The organism is Sinomonas atrocyanea, assembly GCF_001577305.1.
In the GTDB taxonomy this organism is placed as follows: domain Bacteria; phylum Actinomycetota; class Actinomycetes; order Actinomycetales; family Micrococcaceae; genus Sinomonas; species Sinomonas atrocyanea.
In genome coordinates this window covers 2,931,231-2,946,096 of the sequence record NZ_CP014518.1, presented here as the reverse complement: position 1 = coordinate 2,946,096, position 14,866 = coordinate 2,931,231, and the positions used below count along the sequence as shown (strand labels likewise).

The 14,866-nt window shown below is 72.1% G+C and carries 15 protein-coding genes; 7 read left to right on the top strand and 8 right to left on the bottom strand.

Features of this window, described 5'->3' with window-relative positions; translation table 11 throughout:
* Positions 1 to 108 precede the first annotated feature (108 nt).
* Positions 109 to 276 (top strand): DUF3117 domain-containing protein, encoded by a 168-nt coding sequence (locus SA2016_RS20950; RefSeq protein WP_084249520.1) that lies wholly within the window; start codon positions 109 to 111, stop codon positions 274 to 276.
* Positions 277 to 370: 94 nt separating this feature from the next.
* Here SA2016_RS20950 and SA2016_RS13525 read toward each other — a convergent pair whose 3' ends face one another.
* The gene (locus tag SA2016_RS13525) at positions 371 to 1,006 is read right to left on the bottom strand and encodes an O-methyltransferase (protein WP_066498975.1); all 636 of its coding nucleotides are present in this window, start codon (positions 1,004 to 1,006) and stop codon (positions 371 to 373) included.
* Between the two features lie 174 nt (positions 1,007 to 1,180).
* Between SA2016_RS13525 and sigE the strand changes: the two genes are divergently transcribed.
* The 3 genes from sigE to SA2016_RS13510 are packed head-to-tail and all read left to right on the top strand — an operon-like array spanning position 1,181 to position 2,782.
* Positions 1,181 to 1,807 carry an RNA polymerase sigma factor SigE gene (gene sigE / locus SA2016_RS13520; RefSeq protein ID WP_066502555.1) on the top strand — a complete coding sequence of 209 codons (627 nt, stop codon included), beginning with the start codon at positions 1,181 to 1,183 and terminating at the stop codon, positions 1,805 to 1,807.
* A 15-nt stretch (positions 1,808 to 1,822) separates the two neighbouring features.
* Complete coding sequence (locus SA2016_RS13515; protein WP_141305381.1) at positions 1,823 to 2,332, top strand: hypothetical protein; 510 nt, start codon at positions 1,823 to 1,825, stop codon at positions 2,330 to 2,332.
* A 57-nt stretch (positions 2,333 to 2,389) separates the two neighbouring features.
* Positions 2,390 to 2,782: a twin-arginine translocase TatA/TatE family subunit gene (locus SA2016_RS13510; protein ID WP_066498966.1), complete on the top strand. Its 393-nt coding sequence runs from the start codon at positions 2,390 to 2,392 to the stop codon at positions 2,780 to 2,782.
* Between the two features lie 10 nt (positions 2,783 to 2,792).
* Here the strand turns inward: SA2016_RS13510 and SA2016_RS13505 are convergent, their stop codons facing one another.
* The 3 genes from SA2016_RS13505 to SA2016_RS13495 are packed head-to-tail and all read right to left on the bottom strand — an operon-like array spanning position 2,793 to position 5,783.
* Positions 2,793 to 3,911, bottom strand: coding sequence for an Mrp/NBP35 family ATP-binding protein (locus SA2016_RS13505; RefSeq protein WP_066498963.1), 1,119 nt, complete (start codon positions 3,909 to 3,911; stop codon positions 2,793 to 2,795).
* A complete protein-coding gene (locus tag SA2016_RS13500) occupies positions 3,908 to 4,513 on the bottom strand; it encodes a DUF1003 domain-containing protein (protein WP_066498956.1) in 606 nt (201 codons plus the stop codon). Before SA2016_RS13500 ends, SA2016_RS13505 begins: the two co-directional genes overlap by 4 nt.
* Positions 4,506 to 5,783 carry a magnesium transporter MgtE N-terminal domain-containing protein gene (locus tag SA2016_RS13495; RefSeq protein WP_066498954.1) on the bottom strand — a complete coding sequence of 426 codons (1,278 nt, stop codon included), beginning with the start codon at positions 5,781 to 5,783 and terminating at the stop codon, positions 4,506 to 4,508. The genes SA2016_RS13500 and SA2016_RS13495 overlap by 8 nt, the downstream gene beginning before the upstream one ends.
* Before the next feature lie 86 nt (positions 5,784 to 5,869).
* Between SA2016_RS13495 and SA2016_RS13490 the strand changes: the two genes are divergently transcribed.
* On the top strand, positions 5,870 to 6,964 hold the full coding sequence (locus SA2016_RS13490; protein WP_066498951.1) for a YflT domain-containing protein: 1,095 nt from the start codon (positions 5,870 to 5,872) through the stop codon (positions 6,962 to 6,964).
* 129 nt (positions 6,965 to 7,093) lie between these two features.
* On the opposite strand, the gene SA2016_RS13485 is transcribed toward SA2016_RS13490, so the two are convergent.
* Entirely contained in the window at positions 7,094 to 8,668 is a 1,575-nt protein-coding gene (locus tag SA2016_RS13485; protein WP_066498949.1) for an aminopeptidase P family protein, read from the bottom strand.
* Between the two features lie 70 nt (positions 8,669 to 8,738).
* Here SA2016_RS13485 and SA2016_RS13480 point away from each other — a divergent pair, with 70 nt between their 5' ends.
* Positions 8,739 to 9,584, top strand: a complete 846-nt coding sequence (locus SA2016_RS13480; protein ID WP_066498948.1) for a PHP domain-containing protein — start codon at positions 8,739 to 8,741, stop codon at positions 9,582 to 9,584.
* Here the strand turns inward: SA2016_RS13480 and SA2016_RS13475 are convergent.
* Both SA2016_RS13475 and SA2016_RS13470 read right to left on the bottom strand, forming a co-directional pair.
* Positions 9,581 to 10,474, bottom strand: coding sequence for a DNA-methyltransferase (locus tag SA2016_RS13475; protein ID WP_229710767.1), 894 nt, complete (start codon positions 10,472 to 10,474; stop codon positions 9,581 to 9,583). The genes SA2016_RS13480 and SA2016_RS13475 overlap by 4 nt on opposite strands.
* Positions 10,475 to 10,479: 5 nt before the next feature.
* Positions 10,480 to 12,249 carry a DEAD/DEAH box helicase gene (locus SA2016_RS13470; RefSeq protein WP_066498946.1) on the bottom strand — a complete coding sequence of 590 codons (1,770 nt, stop codon included), beginning with the start codon at positions 12,247 to 12,249 and terminating at the stop codon, positions 10,480 to 10,482.
* Between the two features lie 383 nt (positions 12,250 to 12,632).
* Here SA2016_RS13470 and SA2016_RS13465 point away from each other — a divergent pair, with 383 nt between their 5' ends.
* The gene (locus SA2016_RS13465; RefSeq protein WP_141305380.1) at positions 12,633 to 13,217 is read left to right on the top strand and encodes an ABC transporter substrate-binding protein; all 585 of its coding nucleotides are present in this window, start codon (positions 12,633 to 12,635) and stop codon (positions 13,215 to 13,217) included.
* A gap of 89 nt (positions 13,218 to 13,306) precedes the next feature.
* Here SA2016_RS13465 and SA2016_RS13460 read toward each other — a convergent pair whose 3' ends face one another.
* Positions 13,307 to 14,860 carry an RNB domain-containing ribonuclease gene (locus tag SA2016_RS13460; RefSeq protein ID WP_084249519.1) on the bottom strand — a complete coding sequence of 518 codons (1,554 nt, stop codon included), beginning with the start codon at positions 14,858 to 14,860 and terminating at the stop codon, positions 13,307 to 13,309.
* Positions 14,861 to 14,866: the final 6 nt, after the last annotated feature.

Here is a 14,866-nt window from a genome sequence, read left to right as displayed (position 1 = left end):
CCGTGCGATCGGCACGCCCGTTCCGGTCGCTCGCGGGCGCAAGGGGGGCCGGCTGGTAATGTTGTCAGCAGCACATCGTGCGGATGACCGACTGGAGGGGAAGAGCACATGGCAGCCATGAAACCGCGTACCGGGGACGGGCCGATGGAGGTCACCAAGGAGGGCCGGAGCCTGATCATGCGGGTGCCCCTCGAGGGTGGCGGTCGGCTGGTCGTCGAGCTCAACGCCGATGAGGCTGCCGAGCTGCGGGAGTGCCTCGTCGGCGTCACCCAGTAGGGTCGCCGAACGGCCGAGGAACGTTCAAGGGCCGGTCCCAGGGACCGGCCCTTTGTCGTGCCCGGAGCCTCCGCCTCGCAGGGCGGCGGGCGCCTCAGGCCCCCCGCGCCGCCACGATGAGCCCATCGCCGGTCGGCAGGATCGCGGTGGTCAGGCGCTCGTCCGCGCGGAGCGCCCGGTGGAGCTCGCGCAGGCGGACCGTGGTGGGCTCGCGGTGCGCCGGATTGGAGACGCGGTCGCGGTCGAGGGCGTCATTGACGATGAGCAGCCCGCCGGGACGCAGGAGCCTGATCCCCTGCTCTGCGTACAGGAGCGCGTTGGGCTTGTCGGCGTCGATGAAGACAAGGTCGTACGCGCCGTCGGTGAGGCGGGGGAGGACCGCGGCGGCCCGCCCCGGGATGGTGCGCACCCGGCTCGTGAGCAGGCCGGCCTCCGCGAAGGCCTCGCGCGCGGCCTTGAGGTGCTCCACGTCCCGGTCGATCGTCGTGAACACGGCATGGGACGCCAGACCCCTGAGGATGCACAGCCCCGAGACGCCGGCGCCCGAGCCGACCTCCACGGCGGCATGCGCCTTCGACGACGCGGCGAGCACTGTCAGCACCGCGCCGACCCCGGGGCTCACGGCCGTCACGCCCAGGTCGTAGGAGCGCTCCCGGGCCCGGTCCATCACGATGTCCTCGGACGCGAACGCCTCGGTGTAGGACCAGCTGGTGGACTTGTCGGAGGTCATGCCTGCTTTCGCCTCAGTTTCGCTTCACGCGGGGACTCCGCGGTGACGGGGGAGCTGATCAAGCCTATCGTCCCGGGAGCCTGTACGCTGGCGGCGGAACGCCGAGCCAACTCCCAGCCTGCGCTGGAAGAATGGGGTTCCGATCACCAACGGAGCGAAGGCAGGTGTGTGGACGTGTCAGCTGGATCGGCTGCGGCCACCCAGGCCCCCGACGGCCAGGCCCCAGAAGGCCAGCCCTGGGTCCCCCCGACGTGGGAAGAGGTGGTCGCCCAGCACTCCGCGAAGGTGTACCGGCTCGCCTACCGTCTCACCGGCAACCAGCACGACGCCGAGGACCTCACACAGGAGGTCTTCGTGCGGGTGTTCCGTTCGCTGGAGAACTTCAGGCCCGGCACGCTCGACGGCTGGCTGCACCGCATCACCACGAACCTGTTCCTCGACCAGGCCCGCCGCAAGGGCCGCATCCGCTTCGACGCCCTCGCCGAGGATGCGGAGTCCCGCCTGCCCGGGCGGGAGCCCGGGCCGGAGCGCAGCTACGAGATGAACAACCTGGACCTCGACGTCCAGGCCGCCCTCGAAGAGCTCCCGCCCGACTTCCGCGCCGCCGTGGTGCTCTGCGACCTCGAGGGCCTCTCCTACGACGAGGTGGCCGATGCCCTGGGCGTGAAGCTCGGCACCGTCCGCAGCCGGATCCACCGGGGCAGGACGCTCCTGCGCGAGAAGCTGGCGCACCGCGACCCCCGACGGGGTTCCGCGAAGAAGCGCCTCGCGCTCCCGCGTGTGGCCCGCGGCACGCGCTGAGGCGGCCGGATGGGCATGCCACGCTGGAGCAGCCTGCTCCCCGATGACCACCCCGCCTCCGGCGAGCACGTCCGCGGCTGTCCGGACTGCCGGGGACGGCTCGAGACCGAGCGCCGCTACCTCGCGTCCCTGAGGCAGGTGCAGGTTCCGAGCGCCTCCGATGCCCTGCAGGAGCGGCTCCTCGAACGCACCCAGTACCTCGCCGCCCAGGCCGAGCTGGCAGAGCGGACGGCCCCGCGGTCCCGCGCCCGGTGCGCTGTGCGCCTCGGCCTCACGGCCCTGGCGGGCGCGGCCGCGTGCGCCGCTGCGCTCGCGGTGACTGCCTACGCCGTGGCCGGCGATCCTGCCTCCCGCCCGGCCCCCGGCAACGGCGCCGCTGCGCTGGTGCGGACGGCACCCGGCGGAGGGGATGCAGTGCGCCCCGCACCGGGTGCCACGGCCCAGACCGCGGCCCACTCCGATGATCCCCTCGACCGGCTGGGGCGCGGGCTCCTGGTGGTCGTCGGCGCCTCCGGACGCCCCTGACAGAAGGCTCCCCGCTGGAATCGCTGGCCCGCTCGGGCAGAAGGTAGTGTTGCACGCGTGTTCGGAATCAACGGCCCGGAATTCCTCATCCTGCTGGTCATCGGCGTCCTCGTGATCGGCCCCAAGCGGCTGCCCGAATACACCCAGAAGCTCGCCAACATCGTCAAGGAGCTGCGCCGCATGGCCGCCGGGGCGAAGGAGCAGCTCAAGGAGGAAACCGGAGTCGACCTCAGCGAGGTGGACTGGCGCAAGTACGATCCCCGCCAGTACGACCCCCGCAAGATCATCCGGGACGCGCTGCTCGACGACGACGCCCCCAGCGCCACGCCGGCTCCGGCGCCCGCCCTGGCTGCGGCCGCCGGCGCCACCGCTGCCGCCAGCATTCCCGCGCCGCTTGTGGAGCGCCTCCAGGCGGGGGAGAAGGCCCCGTTCGACTCCGAGGCGACCTGACGGCCAGGCCTCAGACGGCCGGGGTCACGCCCAGACGGCGTCCCGACAGGTTCCGGGGCACCGCGGCCAGGCGGTCCGCGATGGTGCGCAGGGCCACGGCCGCCGGGGAGCCCGGATCGCTGAGGACAATCGGGGTGCCGGCATCGCCGCCCGCGCGCAGGCCCACGTCCAGGGGCACCTGGCCCAGCAGTGGGACCGGGGTGCCGAGCGCCGCGGTCAGCCGTTCGGCGACTCGCTGCCCGCCGCCGGAGCCGAAGACCTCCATCACGGTCCCGTCCGGGAGCGTCAGGCCCGACATGTTCTCGATCACGCCCGCGACCCTCTGACCGGTCTGCGCCGACACCGTCCCCGCCCGCTCGGCGACCTCTGCCGCGGCCGCCTGCGGCGTGGTCACGACGAGCAGCTCGGCGTTCGGCAGCAGCTGCGAGACCGAGATGGCCACGTCCCCGGTGCCCGGGGGCAGGTCGAGGAAGAGGACGTCGAGGTCACCGAAGTACACGTCGCCGAGAAACTGCTCGAGCGCACGGTGCAGCATGGGCCCGCGCCACACCACGGGCTGGTTGCCCTGGACGAACATGCCGATCGAGATCACCTTCACGCCGTGCGCGAGAGGAGGCAGGATCATGTCGTCCACCTGGGTGGGCGTGCCCGTGGCCCCGAGCAGGCCGGGCACTGAGAAGCCGTGCACATCCGCGTCGACGATCCCGACCCGCAGCCCGCGCGCGGCGAGCTCGCACGCGAGGTTCACGGTGACCGATGACTTGCCCACGCCGCCCTTGCCGCTCGCGACGGCGAAGACCTTGGTCAGCGAGTCCGGCCGGCTGAAGGGGATGCCCCGCCCGGGGCGGAGGCGCTCCTTGAGCTCCTTGCGCTGCTCGGGGGTCATCACGTCGAGGTCGACGGCGGTCTCCTCCACGCCGGGGACGGAACGGAGTGCGGCGGTCACATCCTGCTCGATGGTGCCCCGGAGCGGGCACCCCGCGATGGTGAGGAGCACGCCCACGGTGACCCGGCCGCCGTCGACCGTCACCGAGCGCAGCATGCCGAGCTCGTCGATGGGCCGGCGCAGCTCCGGATCGAGGACGCCGTGCAGGGCCGCGCGGACGGCTTCCTCGGACACGCGGCTCATTCGGCGACCCCGCTTTCGCGCACCCGGGGGATCTGCTGCGTCCGGGGGCCGCGCTGGCGGCGGTCCCTGCGGGCCTTGGCCCCTTCGGACCGGTCCTCGATGTCCGGCTCGTCCTGGTCGGCGGAGAGGTCCTCGAGGAGGGAGCGCAGCTCGCCGCGCACGAAGTCGCGGGTCGCCACCTCGCGCAGGGCGAGGCGCAGCGACGCGAGCTCCCGCGTGAGGTACTCGGTGTCGGCGAGGCTGCGCTCGTTGCGCGAACGGTCCTGCTCGATCTGGACCCGGTCCCGGTCATCCTGCCGGTTCTGCGCCAGGAGGATCAGGGGTGCGGCGTACGAGGCCTGGAGCGAGAGCAGGAGGGTGAGCAGGGTGTAGTTCAGCGACCGCGGGTCGAACTGCATCGTCTCGGGGGCAAAGGTGTTCCAGCCCAGCCAGACCACGCAGAACAGCGTCATGTAGAGCAGGAAGCGCGGCGTCCCCATGTAGCGGGCGAAGCTCTCGGCGAAGCGGCCGAAGGCATCCGGGTCGGGACTGAGACGGGGGATGAGCCTGCTTCGCTGCTCGAGGGGTGTGTCCAGACCGGGCAGCTTGCGGGGCTCAGCCAAAGCGTCCTCCGAACTTCTTCACAGGCTCGCCGTCCTCGTGCACGCGCCAGTCGTCGGGCAGGAGGTGATCGAGGAGGTCGTCGACGGTCACCGCCCCCACAAGACGGCCGTCCGCGTTGACGACGGCCAGCGAATTGAGGTTGTACTGGGCCATCGTGCGGGCCACATCGCTGATCGAGTCGAGGTCCTTCATCGGCTCGAGGTTCTTGTCCACGATCGAGCCGAGCTGCTCCGGCGGGGCGCTGCGCAGGAGCTGCTGGATGTGCACCGTGCCGAGATAGCGGCCCGTGGGCGTCTCGAGCGGCGGCCGGCAGATGAAGATCGCGGAGGCCAGGGCAGGGCTCAGCTCCTCGCGCCGCACGTGGGCCAGCGCCTCGGCGACCGTCGCCTCGGGGGGCAGGATCACCGGGACGGGCGTCATGACGGAGCCGGCGGTGCCCTCGTCGTACTGCAGGAGGCGGCGGACGTCCTCGGCATCCTCGGGCTCCATGAGCTGGAGCAGCTCCTCGGCCTTCTCCGCGGGGAGGTCCGCGAGGAGGTCGGCGGCGTCGTCCGGGTCCATCTCCTCGAGCACGTCCGCGGCACGCTCGAGGTCGAGGGCCGAGAGGATCTCCACCTGGTCGTCCTCGGGGAGCTCCTGGAGCACATCGGCGAGGCGCTCGTCCTGCAGCTCGGCGACGACCTCGAAGCGCCGCTGGTCGCTCATCTCCTGCATGGCGTCGGCGAAGTCGGCCGGCTTGAGGTCCTCGTGCGTGGCGAGGAACTGCGCGGCGCCGCGGGCCAGCCCGGCTGCGTGCCGCGTGTCTTCCCAGTCGACGAGGACCGTCTCGCCGCGCCGGAGGCTCCGGAGGCCGCGTCCGGGCATGAGGCGGCGGACGAAGAGCTTGCTCACGAGCCAGTCGCCGTTGCGCTGCTGGTCCATCGCGAGGTCCTCGATCGCGGCCTGGCTGCCGTCCTCGACGAGGACCACGTGCCGGTCGAACATGTCGCCCAGCACGAGCTGCTCCGCGCCGCGCTGCTCGAACCGGCGCAGGTTGATCAGCCCGGTCGTGATGATCTGGGACTGGTCCATGCTGGTCACGCGCGTCATCGGCACGAACACCCGGCGCTTGCCCGGCACTTCGACGACGATCCCCACCGCCTGCGGGGGGCGGCCGCCGCGGGGAAGGACGACGACGTCGCGCAGCCGCCCGACCCTGTCTCCTGCAGGGTCGAAGACGTCGAGGCCGAGCAGCCTGGCGACGAAGACACGGGTGGGGGTCCAACTCACCCGTCTAGGCTACTCCAGAGCAATCTCACCGCTCACTCTGAGCGGAAAGCGGCACGCCGTGCAGCAAGACGGGTAAGAATAGGGACATGTCCAACATGTTCGGTTCCGCCAAGCCCGCTGACGAGGCCCGCACCCTCCCGCAGGGCGAAACCGTCGGTTCCTATACCTCCTACCTGGATGCACAGAAGGCGGTGGACTACCTCGCGGACCAGCAGTTCCCCGTCGAGCTGGTCGCCATCGTCGGCAACGACCTCAAGCTCGTCGAGCGGGTGACCGGGCGGCTGAGCTACCCGCGTGTCGCGCTCAACGGAGCCCTCAGCGGCATGTGGTTCGGCCTCTTCGTGGGGGTGCTGCTCTCCTTCTTCACTCCGAACGGCAGCTACTTCTCCATCATCACCTCGGTGCTCATGGGTGCTGCGTTCTTCATGCTCTTCGGCATCGTCACGTACGCGATGCAGCGCGGCAAGCGCGACTTCACCTCCACGAGCCAGGTGATTGCGAGCAACTACGACGTCGTGGTGGGCCACGAGGTGGCCCATGAGGCACGCAGGCTCCTCGCCCAGCTGCCCATGGGGCAGGGCATGGCCCACGGCAGCTGGGGCCACGGCGGCTACAGCCAGGGCCAGTCCGGGCAGGGAGGCCAGTACGGGCAGGGAGGCCAGTACGGCCAGGGAGGCTACGGCCAGCACGGGCAGGACTGGGGCCAGGGCGGCTACCACCAGGGCGGCCAGGGCCATCAGGGCTACGGCGACCAGGGCTACGGCCAGCAGTGGCAGCCCCCGCAGCAGGAGGAGCCGAAGCGCCCCACCGGCTGGACGGACCCGTACGGGGTGAACGCCGGGCAGCCCTCGGGCCAGCCGGGGCAGCCCCAGGCGCAGCAGCCCCCGCAGCCGGCACCCGAATCGCGTCCGGGCATCCACGACCTGCCCGACGGGCGCCCGCAGTACGGGATCCGCATCGAGCCGGAGCACACCCAGCAGCACCAGGGCGCAGTGCCCGCCCACGGCGCCGGGGAGCAGGAGGCCCACGGTGGCCAGGAGGCCCAGGGCGGCCAGGAGTCCCAGGGTCGCCAGGAGTCCCACGGCTCCCACGCCCTCGGCGAGGAGGCCGCCGGCGAGCAGGAGGCCCGCGACGACGAGGGCCGGCCGCGGCACGACGGCGACTCCCGCCAGGGCGAGTAGCGCGTCCCAGCGCACCGGCAGCCACAGAGAACCGGCACAGCAAGGGGCGCCGGCCGGAAGAACCGGCCGGCGCCCCTTGCTGTGCCTGCGCAGGACCTGGTGCCCGCCCCTGAAGCGGGCGGGCGGACGTCAGCGCAGCGAGGCCATCCAGGCTTCGACGTCGTCCGGCGTGCGGGGGAGGGCCGCGCTGAGGTTCACCGGGCCCTCGGCGGTCATGAGGATGTCGTCCTCGATGCGCACACCGATGCCGCGGTACTCGGCCGGAATCGCGAGGTCCTCCGCCTTGAAGTAGAGGCCGGGCTCGATCGTGAACACCATGCCGGGCGCGAGCTCGCCGTCGAGGTAGAGCTCGCGACGTGCCTGCGCGCAGTCGTGCACGTCGAGGCCGAGATGGTGGCTCGTCCCGTGGGGCATCCACCGGCGGTGCTGCTGGCCGGCATCCGAGAGCGCCTCCTCGGCGGAGACGGGGAGGATGCCCCACTCCTCGAGGCGCGCGGCGAGGACCTCCATGGCCGCGGCGTGGATCTGGCGGAACTTCACACCGGGCCGCGCCGCGGCGAACGCGGCTTCCGCGGCGTCGAGGACGGCCTGGTACACCCGGCGCTGGACCTCCGAGAACGTCCCGCCCACGGGCAGGGTGCGGGTCACGTCCGCGGTGTAGAGGGACTCGGCCTCCACCCCGGCATCGACCAGCAGGAGCTCGCCCTCGCGGACGGGGCCGTTGTTGCGGATCCAGTGCAGCACGGTGGCGTTGTTGCCCGACGCGGCGATCGTCTCGTAGCCGAGGTCGTTGCCCTCCTCCCGCGCCTTCGCGAAGAACGCCCCCTCGACCACGCGCTCGCCGCGGCGGTGGGCCACGGCGCGGGGAAGGGCCCGAATGATCTCCTCGAAGCCTGCCGCGGTCGCGGCGACGGCCTCCCGCATCTGGGCGACCTCCCACTCGTCCTTGGCCAGACGGAGCTCGGACAGTGCCTCGGCGAGCTGGTCGTCGAGGGCGTCGAACACGGACAGGTCCAGCGGCTCGGGGTCCATGGCGGTGTTGTAGCGGGCGGTGTCCACGAGGGCGTCGATGTCCTCGTGGACCTTGCGGACCAGGCGCACCGAGATGCCGCCGATCGCGGGGGCGCCCACGCCCTTGGTCAGCGCGGCCTCCAGGCCGTCGAGGTGCGCGGTGGCGATGCCCAGCCGGGCCTCGAGCTCGGCGAGCGTGGGGCGTGCGCCGATCCAGAACTCCCCGGAACGGGCGTCGCCGTAGAACTGCTCGGTGTCCCGTCCGGCGAGCGGGCGGAAGTACAGGGTGGCGCTGTGGTGGCCGCCGTCGTCGCCCGTCCCCTCGTCGACGGGTTCGAGGATGAGCACGGCGTCGGGCTCGTGGTCCACCCCGAGCCCGGTCAGGTGCGCGAACGCGGAGTGGGGGCGGAAGCGGTAGTCGGTGTCGTTCGAGCGCACCTTCAGCGGGCCGGCAGGGATGACCAGGCGCTCGCCGGGGAACCGCTCGGAGATGGCGCGGCGGCGCCGGGCGGTGTACTCGGCGACCGCGTCCCGGCCGGGCAGGGACCCCTCTGCCGGCGCCCAGCCGGAGGCCATGAAGGCCTTGAATGCCTCGGAGGTGGGCCGCTGGGACCGGTTGTTCACCCGGTCGTCGATCGGCTGCGCCTGCTGCTGGACGGTGGGATCTGGAACTGCGGGATCTGAAACACTCACTTCTTCATTCTTCCATCGGGGTGCGCGTTGTCCAGAGGCCCCGTGCACGTCCCCGGGCTATCGTGGGGGCGTGAGGATCGATCTGCACGCCCACTCGACGGTGTCCGACGGCACCGAGACCCCGGCCGAGCTCGTCGGAGCGGCCGCCGAGGCAGGCATCGACGTCCTGGCGATCACGGACCACGACTCGACCTCGGGCTGGGACGACGCGGGAGCGGCGGCGCGGCGCCTCGGGGTGGCCCTCGTGCCAGGCATGGAGGTCTCCTGCCGCACCCCCGAGGGCATCAGCGTCCACGTCCTCAGCTACCTGCACGACCCCGCGCATCCCGGCCTCCTCGAGGAGGTCACCAAGGCCCGGGACGCGCGGCTCTCCCGCGCCGAGCACATGGTCTCGCTCCTCGCCGAGGACTACCCGCTCTCGTGGGACGACGTCACGCGCCACGTGGCCCCCGGGGCCACGGTGGGCCGGCCGCACATCGCCGATGCCCTCGTCGCGGCAGGCCTCGTCGGCGACCGCACCGAGGCGTTCGCCACAATCCTGTCCTCCCGCTCGCGGTACTTCGTGCAGCACTATGCGCCCGAGCCCGCCCTGGCCGTCTCCCTGATCCGCGCCGCCGGGGGAGTGCCGGTGTTCGCCCACCCCGTGGCGTCGGCCCGGGGCCGCACGGTCGGGGAGCCGGTCTACCGGGCCATGATCGAGGCAGGGCTGGCCGGGCTCGAGGTCTACCACCGCGACAACCCGGAGGACCGCCGCCCGTTCCTGCTCGGCCTGGCCGCCGAGAACGGCCTCTTCGTCACCGGATCGTCCGACTACCACGGCGCGGGCAAGCCCAACCGGCTCGGCGAGTTCACCACCTCGGCCGAGGCGCTCGGCGAGATCGAGCGCCAGGGGCGCGGCACCGCCGTCGTGCGCTAGGCCGTGCCCCCGCCCGCGGTGACCACCCGCGCGGACGGGAGCCGTCCGGCCATGACCTCGACGGCCTGCGGGTTCTCGTCGACGCACACGAACCGCCGGCCGAGCCGCTGGGCGACCGCGCCGAGCGTGCCGGAGCCGGCGAAGAAGTCCAAGACCCAGTCCCCGGGGCGGCTCGAGGCCGTCACCATGCGCCGGACGAGGCCCTCGGGCTTCTGCGTCGGGTAGCCCGTCTTCTCCCGGCCGGTGGGGGAGACGATCGTGTGCCACCACACGTCCGTGGGCAGCTTGCCGAGCTCGCGCTTCTCCGGCGTGACGAGGCCCGGCGCCATGTACGGCTCACGGTCCACCTCGGCCGCGTCGAAGTGGTACTGGGCAGGGTCCTTGACGTAGACGAGCACGTTGTCGTGCTTCGTGGGCCAGCGCCGCTTGGTCCGCGCGCCGTAGTCGTAGGCCCAGATGATCTCGTTGAGGAAGCAGTCCCGGCCGAAGATCGCATCCAGCATGACCTTGGCGTAGTGCGCCTCGCGGTAGTCGAGGTGCAGGTACAGCGTGCCGTCCTGCGCGAGCAGCCGCCACGCCTCGACGAGCCGCGGCTCGAGGAACGCCCAGTAGTCGCTGAACGCGTCGTCGTAGCGGTGCAGCGCGCCCTTGATGGTCTCGTAGCGCTGGCCGGAGAACCCGATGCGGTCCCCGGCCGAGCTGCGCACCATGCTCAGCTCCTGCCGCTTCTGCGAGCGGCCGGTGTTGAACGGCGGGTCGATGTAGACCATGGTGAACGAGCCGTCGGGCAGGGCCGGGAGCACTGCGGCGTTGTCGCCGTGGACCACGAGGTCGGGGCCGTCGGGGGACCACAGGCCCCCCGACGACCCGCGGGGGCGGGCAGCCGCCACGGGGCCTACTCGGCCTCGGTGCGGGCAACCACCTCGCCGTTGCGGCGGCGGGTCCGACGACGGCGGGCTGCCGCCACGCCGCGGTCCACCGACGCGCCGTCCGCCGCCGAGTCCGTGAGGTGCACCGCCAGGGCGGCGGACTCGCGGCGCGGGCGCTCGTTCTGGGTGCCGGCGGCCTCCGGCGCGCCCTCGGCCACACCGCGACGACGACGGCGGCGGCGGCCCTCGCCGCCTGCCTCGCCGCCCGCGGTGGTGGAGGCGTGCTCTGCCTTCTCGGGCCGCTCTGCCTTCTCTGCCCTCTCGGCATGCTCGCCGCCGCGGCCCCTGCCGCCGTGGCGGCCGCGGCCCTCGGCGTCCTCACGCCGGTCCTTGGCGCCGCGGGAGCGCTTCTTCCCTCCGGGCTCACCCAGGTCCTCGAGCTTCTCGCCCGCAAGGCCCTCGAGGACGCGCTTGTTGCGCGGGAGCCGGCCCTTGGTGCCCGCGGGGATGTCCAGGTCGGTGTAGAGGTGCGGCGAGGACGAGTACGTCTCCACGGGCTCCGGCACATCGAGCCCGAGGGCCTTGTTGATGAGCGTCCAGCGGGGGACGTCATCCCAGTCGACGAACGTCACGGCGGTGCCCTTGTGGCCGGCGCGCCCGGTGCGGCCCACGCGGTGGAGGTAGGCCTTCTCGTCCTCGGGGCACTGGAAGTTGATCACGTGGGTGACGTCCTCGACGTCGATGCCGCGGGCGGCGACGTCGGTCGCGACGAGGACGTCCACCTTGCCGTGGCGGAAGGCCCGCAGGGCCTGCTCGCGGGCGCCCTGGCCGAGGTCGCCGTGGATTGCCGCGGCCGCGAAGCCGCGGTCGATGAGCTCCTCGGAGAGCTTCGCGGCGGTGCGCTTGGTCTTCGTGAAGATGATGGTCCGGCCGCGGCCCTCGGCCTGCAGGATCCGGGCCACGACCTCGTCCTTGTCCAGGTGGTGCGCGCGGTAGATGACCTGGCGGATGTCCTTCTTGGTCACCGAGTCGTCGTTCGGGTCCGAGGCGCGGATGTGCGTGGGCTGCGTCATGTAGCGGCGCGCCATCGCGACGACCGGGCCGGGCATGGTCGCCGAGAACAGCAGCGTCTGCCGGACCGCGGGGACGGCGCCCATGAGCGTCTCGACGTCGGGAAGGAAGCCGAGGTCCAGCATCTCGTCGGCCTCGTCGAGGACGATCATCCGGACGTTCTTGAGGTTGAGGTGGCGCTGGCGGTGCAGGTCGATGAGGCGGCCCGGGGTGCCGACCACCACCTCGACGCCCCGCTGGAGGGCCTCGATCTGCGGCTCGTAGGCGCGGCCGCCGTAGATGACCTCGACGCGCAGCGAGGTGCGCTTGCTGGCGGTCTGCAGGTCCTTGCTCACCTGCACCGCGAGCTCGCGCGTCGGGACCACCACGAGGGCCTGGGGAGCGCCGGGAACCGGGAGCTTCGCGTAGTCCGGGTGCTCCACCGGGAGCGTGCGCTGCAGCGCGGGGATGCCGAAGCCGAGGGTCTTGCCCGTGCCGGTCTTGGCCTGGCCGATGATGTCGTGGCCGCCGAGGGCCACCCCGAGGGTCATCGACTGGATCGGGAACGGGTTCAGGATTCCGGCATCCGCAAGGGACTGGGCGATCTCCGGGGCCACTCCGTAGTCGGAGAACGTCTTCTGGCTCTCCTGGCGGACGGGGGCGTCGTTGGTGATCGTCTCCTCGGTCTCGATCGTCTCGGTTCCCGAGTCGTCGGTCAGGAGTTCATGCGTGTGGACTTCGTTCATAGGGAAAGGGTCCCTCTCCATCGGGGCCCGAGCGGGTCTCGCTCAACAGAGCGCCACAGCCATGACTGCGTGGGGCATCTGGAGCAGGAGCGCGCGCCGGCCATCCAGCGGAAGCCGATCGCGGGCTATCAAGGTGCCGGCACCGGCCGGCGGGTGAAAAGAGGATCGCATCAGGACGATCGGGCATCCAATAACTCTCCAACGATACCGCGCCGGAGGTGACATCCGTGAATCGAGGGCTGGACACGGGCAAATGTCCTGCCTGGCGGATTGAAGCCGACGGAGGACGGGTACCGGTGGGAGCGTGAGCCGATGCGACACGACTCGCGTTTCTGGTGATTCATCAGTCAATCCACTCCACCGATTTCTAGGAGCTGTAAGACATGAGAACACGCATTCTCGCCCCGCTCGTCACGGCCGCGATGGCCGGAGGACTCCTCGTCTCCGTCGCGGGCCCCGCGACGGCCGCGAGTCCCCAGCCGCAGACTGTGGCGGCCTCCCCGGCCGCCGCTGGGCCGGCAGCTGCCCAGACGCCGTCGACGTCCTTCATCACGCAGACGGTCACCGACGCGGCCGGCAACGTCGTAGGGACCCTGACGGGCACCTTCACCCCGACGCAGTTCGTGAACCAGAATGGGCAGCTGGCGGCCCAAGGTCTGGTCACGGGCACGCTGACAAATGCCACCACCGGCGCCACCACGCCCGTGAGCACCACGGCCACGGCCCTCGTGACCAACGCTGCCTCGGGCGGAACCTGCAACGTCCTCAGCCTGACGCTCGGGCCGCTGCACCTGGACCTGCTGGGCCTCGTCGTCGACCTCAACCAGGTCAACCTGAACATCACCGCGCAGAACGGCCCCGGCAACCTGCTCGGCAACCTGCTCTGCAGCGTCGCCGGCCTGCTGGACAACGGCACCGGCCTCCAGGGCGTGCTGAACATCCTCAACGGCCTCCTGTCCGGCCTGTAGGCACCTTCCGGTTCCCGCAGGAACACCGCGAGGGGCGGTGCCGCGTGTGCGGCACCGCCCCTTCCCTGTGCCCAGACCCTTCCCGGTGCTCAGGCCAGCTCGAACAGGACCTTCCGGGTCGTCACGTCCGCGTGGACGAGCCGCACGCGCACGGCGGTCCCGGACTCCATCTCGCCCTCGCACCGTGCCGTCACGGGCGGCTCGGCGAGCTGGACGGTGCCGAACGGCCGGGCCTGCTGCGGCTGCTGCCCGTTCTGGGAGCTAGCGATCCGGTCGAGGGGCTGCTCCGGGCGGCCGTTGCGCGCGGGCACGGGGCTGCCGGCGGCCGGCGTTGAGCCCGAGACCACCACGGCGTCGAATTCCCGCCCCACCGACGTGACGAGCAGGGCGGCCTCGACGAGGTCGAGGGAGGCCCGCTCGACCCGGGCCGCGAGCTGGTCCGAGGCCGCCATGAGGGCCGGCAGCCGGGGAAGGGCCGCCCGCACCCACTCCGGCACGTCGCGCCCGTTCGCGAGCGCCTCGCAGAGCACGAGCACGAACCGGTCCACGAGCCTGCGCAGCGGGGCGGTGGTGTGCGCGTAGGGTGCCGCGATGGCGGCCTGGAGGTGCTCGGCGGGCACGTCGCCGTCGAACGGGGTGTAGGCCGCTCCGCGGAAGAGCGCCGCCGCGGCGTACAGGATCGCGAGGTGGCGGGGCTCGGCGGCGTCGAGTGTGCGGAGGTACTCGCCGTAGGGGACGGAGCCGTCCCACGGCGCGCCGAGCGCCTGGGTCTGGCGGCGGAAGTGCCGCAGCGACTTCTCGTCCGGGCCGGGCATGGTGCGCAGGATCCCGATCCGGCCCTCGATCATGAGGCTCGCGGCGGCCATGCCGGTCATGAGGGAGATCTGCGCGTTCCAGTCCTCGACCGGACGTGGTCCGCGTGCGTCGATCCGGTAGCCGCCGTCCTCGGCCGGGACGATCTCCTGCTCCGGAAGGTTCAGGCTCGCGCCCCCGCGGCGGCGTTCGAGCTCCACCCGCTTCAGGCCCACCTCGCGCAGCAGCATCAGCGGCTCGGCCGCGGTCCCGGCGTCGATCTGCTCCTGCACCTCGGCGTAGCTGAGCTTCGCCCGGCTGCGTACGGTGGCGCGGGTGAGGCCGACGCCGGCCACCTCGCCGTCCGCGTCGAGGCTGAAGTCCCACACGAACGCGCCCCGGACCTCGTCCGCGAGGAGGCTGCCGGCGTCGTCCGAGATGTCGCGCGGGTGCAGCGGGACCTTGGCATCCGCCGCGTAGATGGTCTGCCCGCGCCGGCGGGTCTCGGCGTCGAGGGGACCGTCCGGACGGACGAACGCGGGGACGTCCGCGATCGCGTAGCGCACCCGGTACCCGCCGCCGTCGCGCTCGATGTGGACGGCCTGGTCCAGGTCCGTGGACGTGGGCGGGTCGATCGTGACGAAGCCGATCCCGGTCGCGTCCTCGGCGGGCAGCGTGAGGGCTGCGATGGCCGCCTCGGCGTCGGCGAGGGCCTCGGCGGGGTAGGCGTCGGCGAGCTTGAACTCCTCCCGCAGGGCCGCGAAGGCCGCCGCGAGCACACTGCCGCTGGACGCTGCCTTCTCCCCGGCTGCGGCGGCGGCCGGCTTCGGGGTCAGCGAATAGTGCGCCATGGGCGC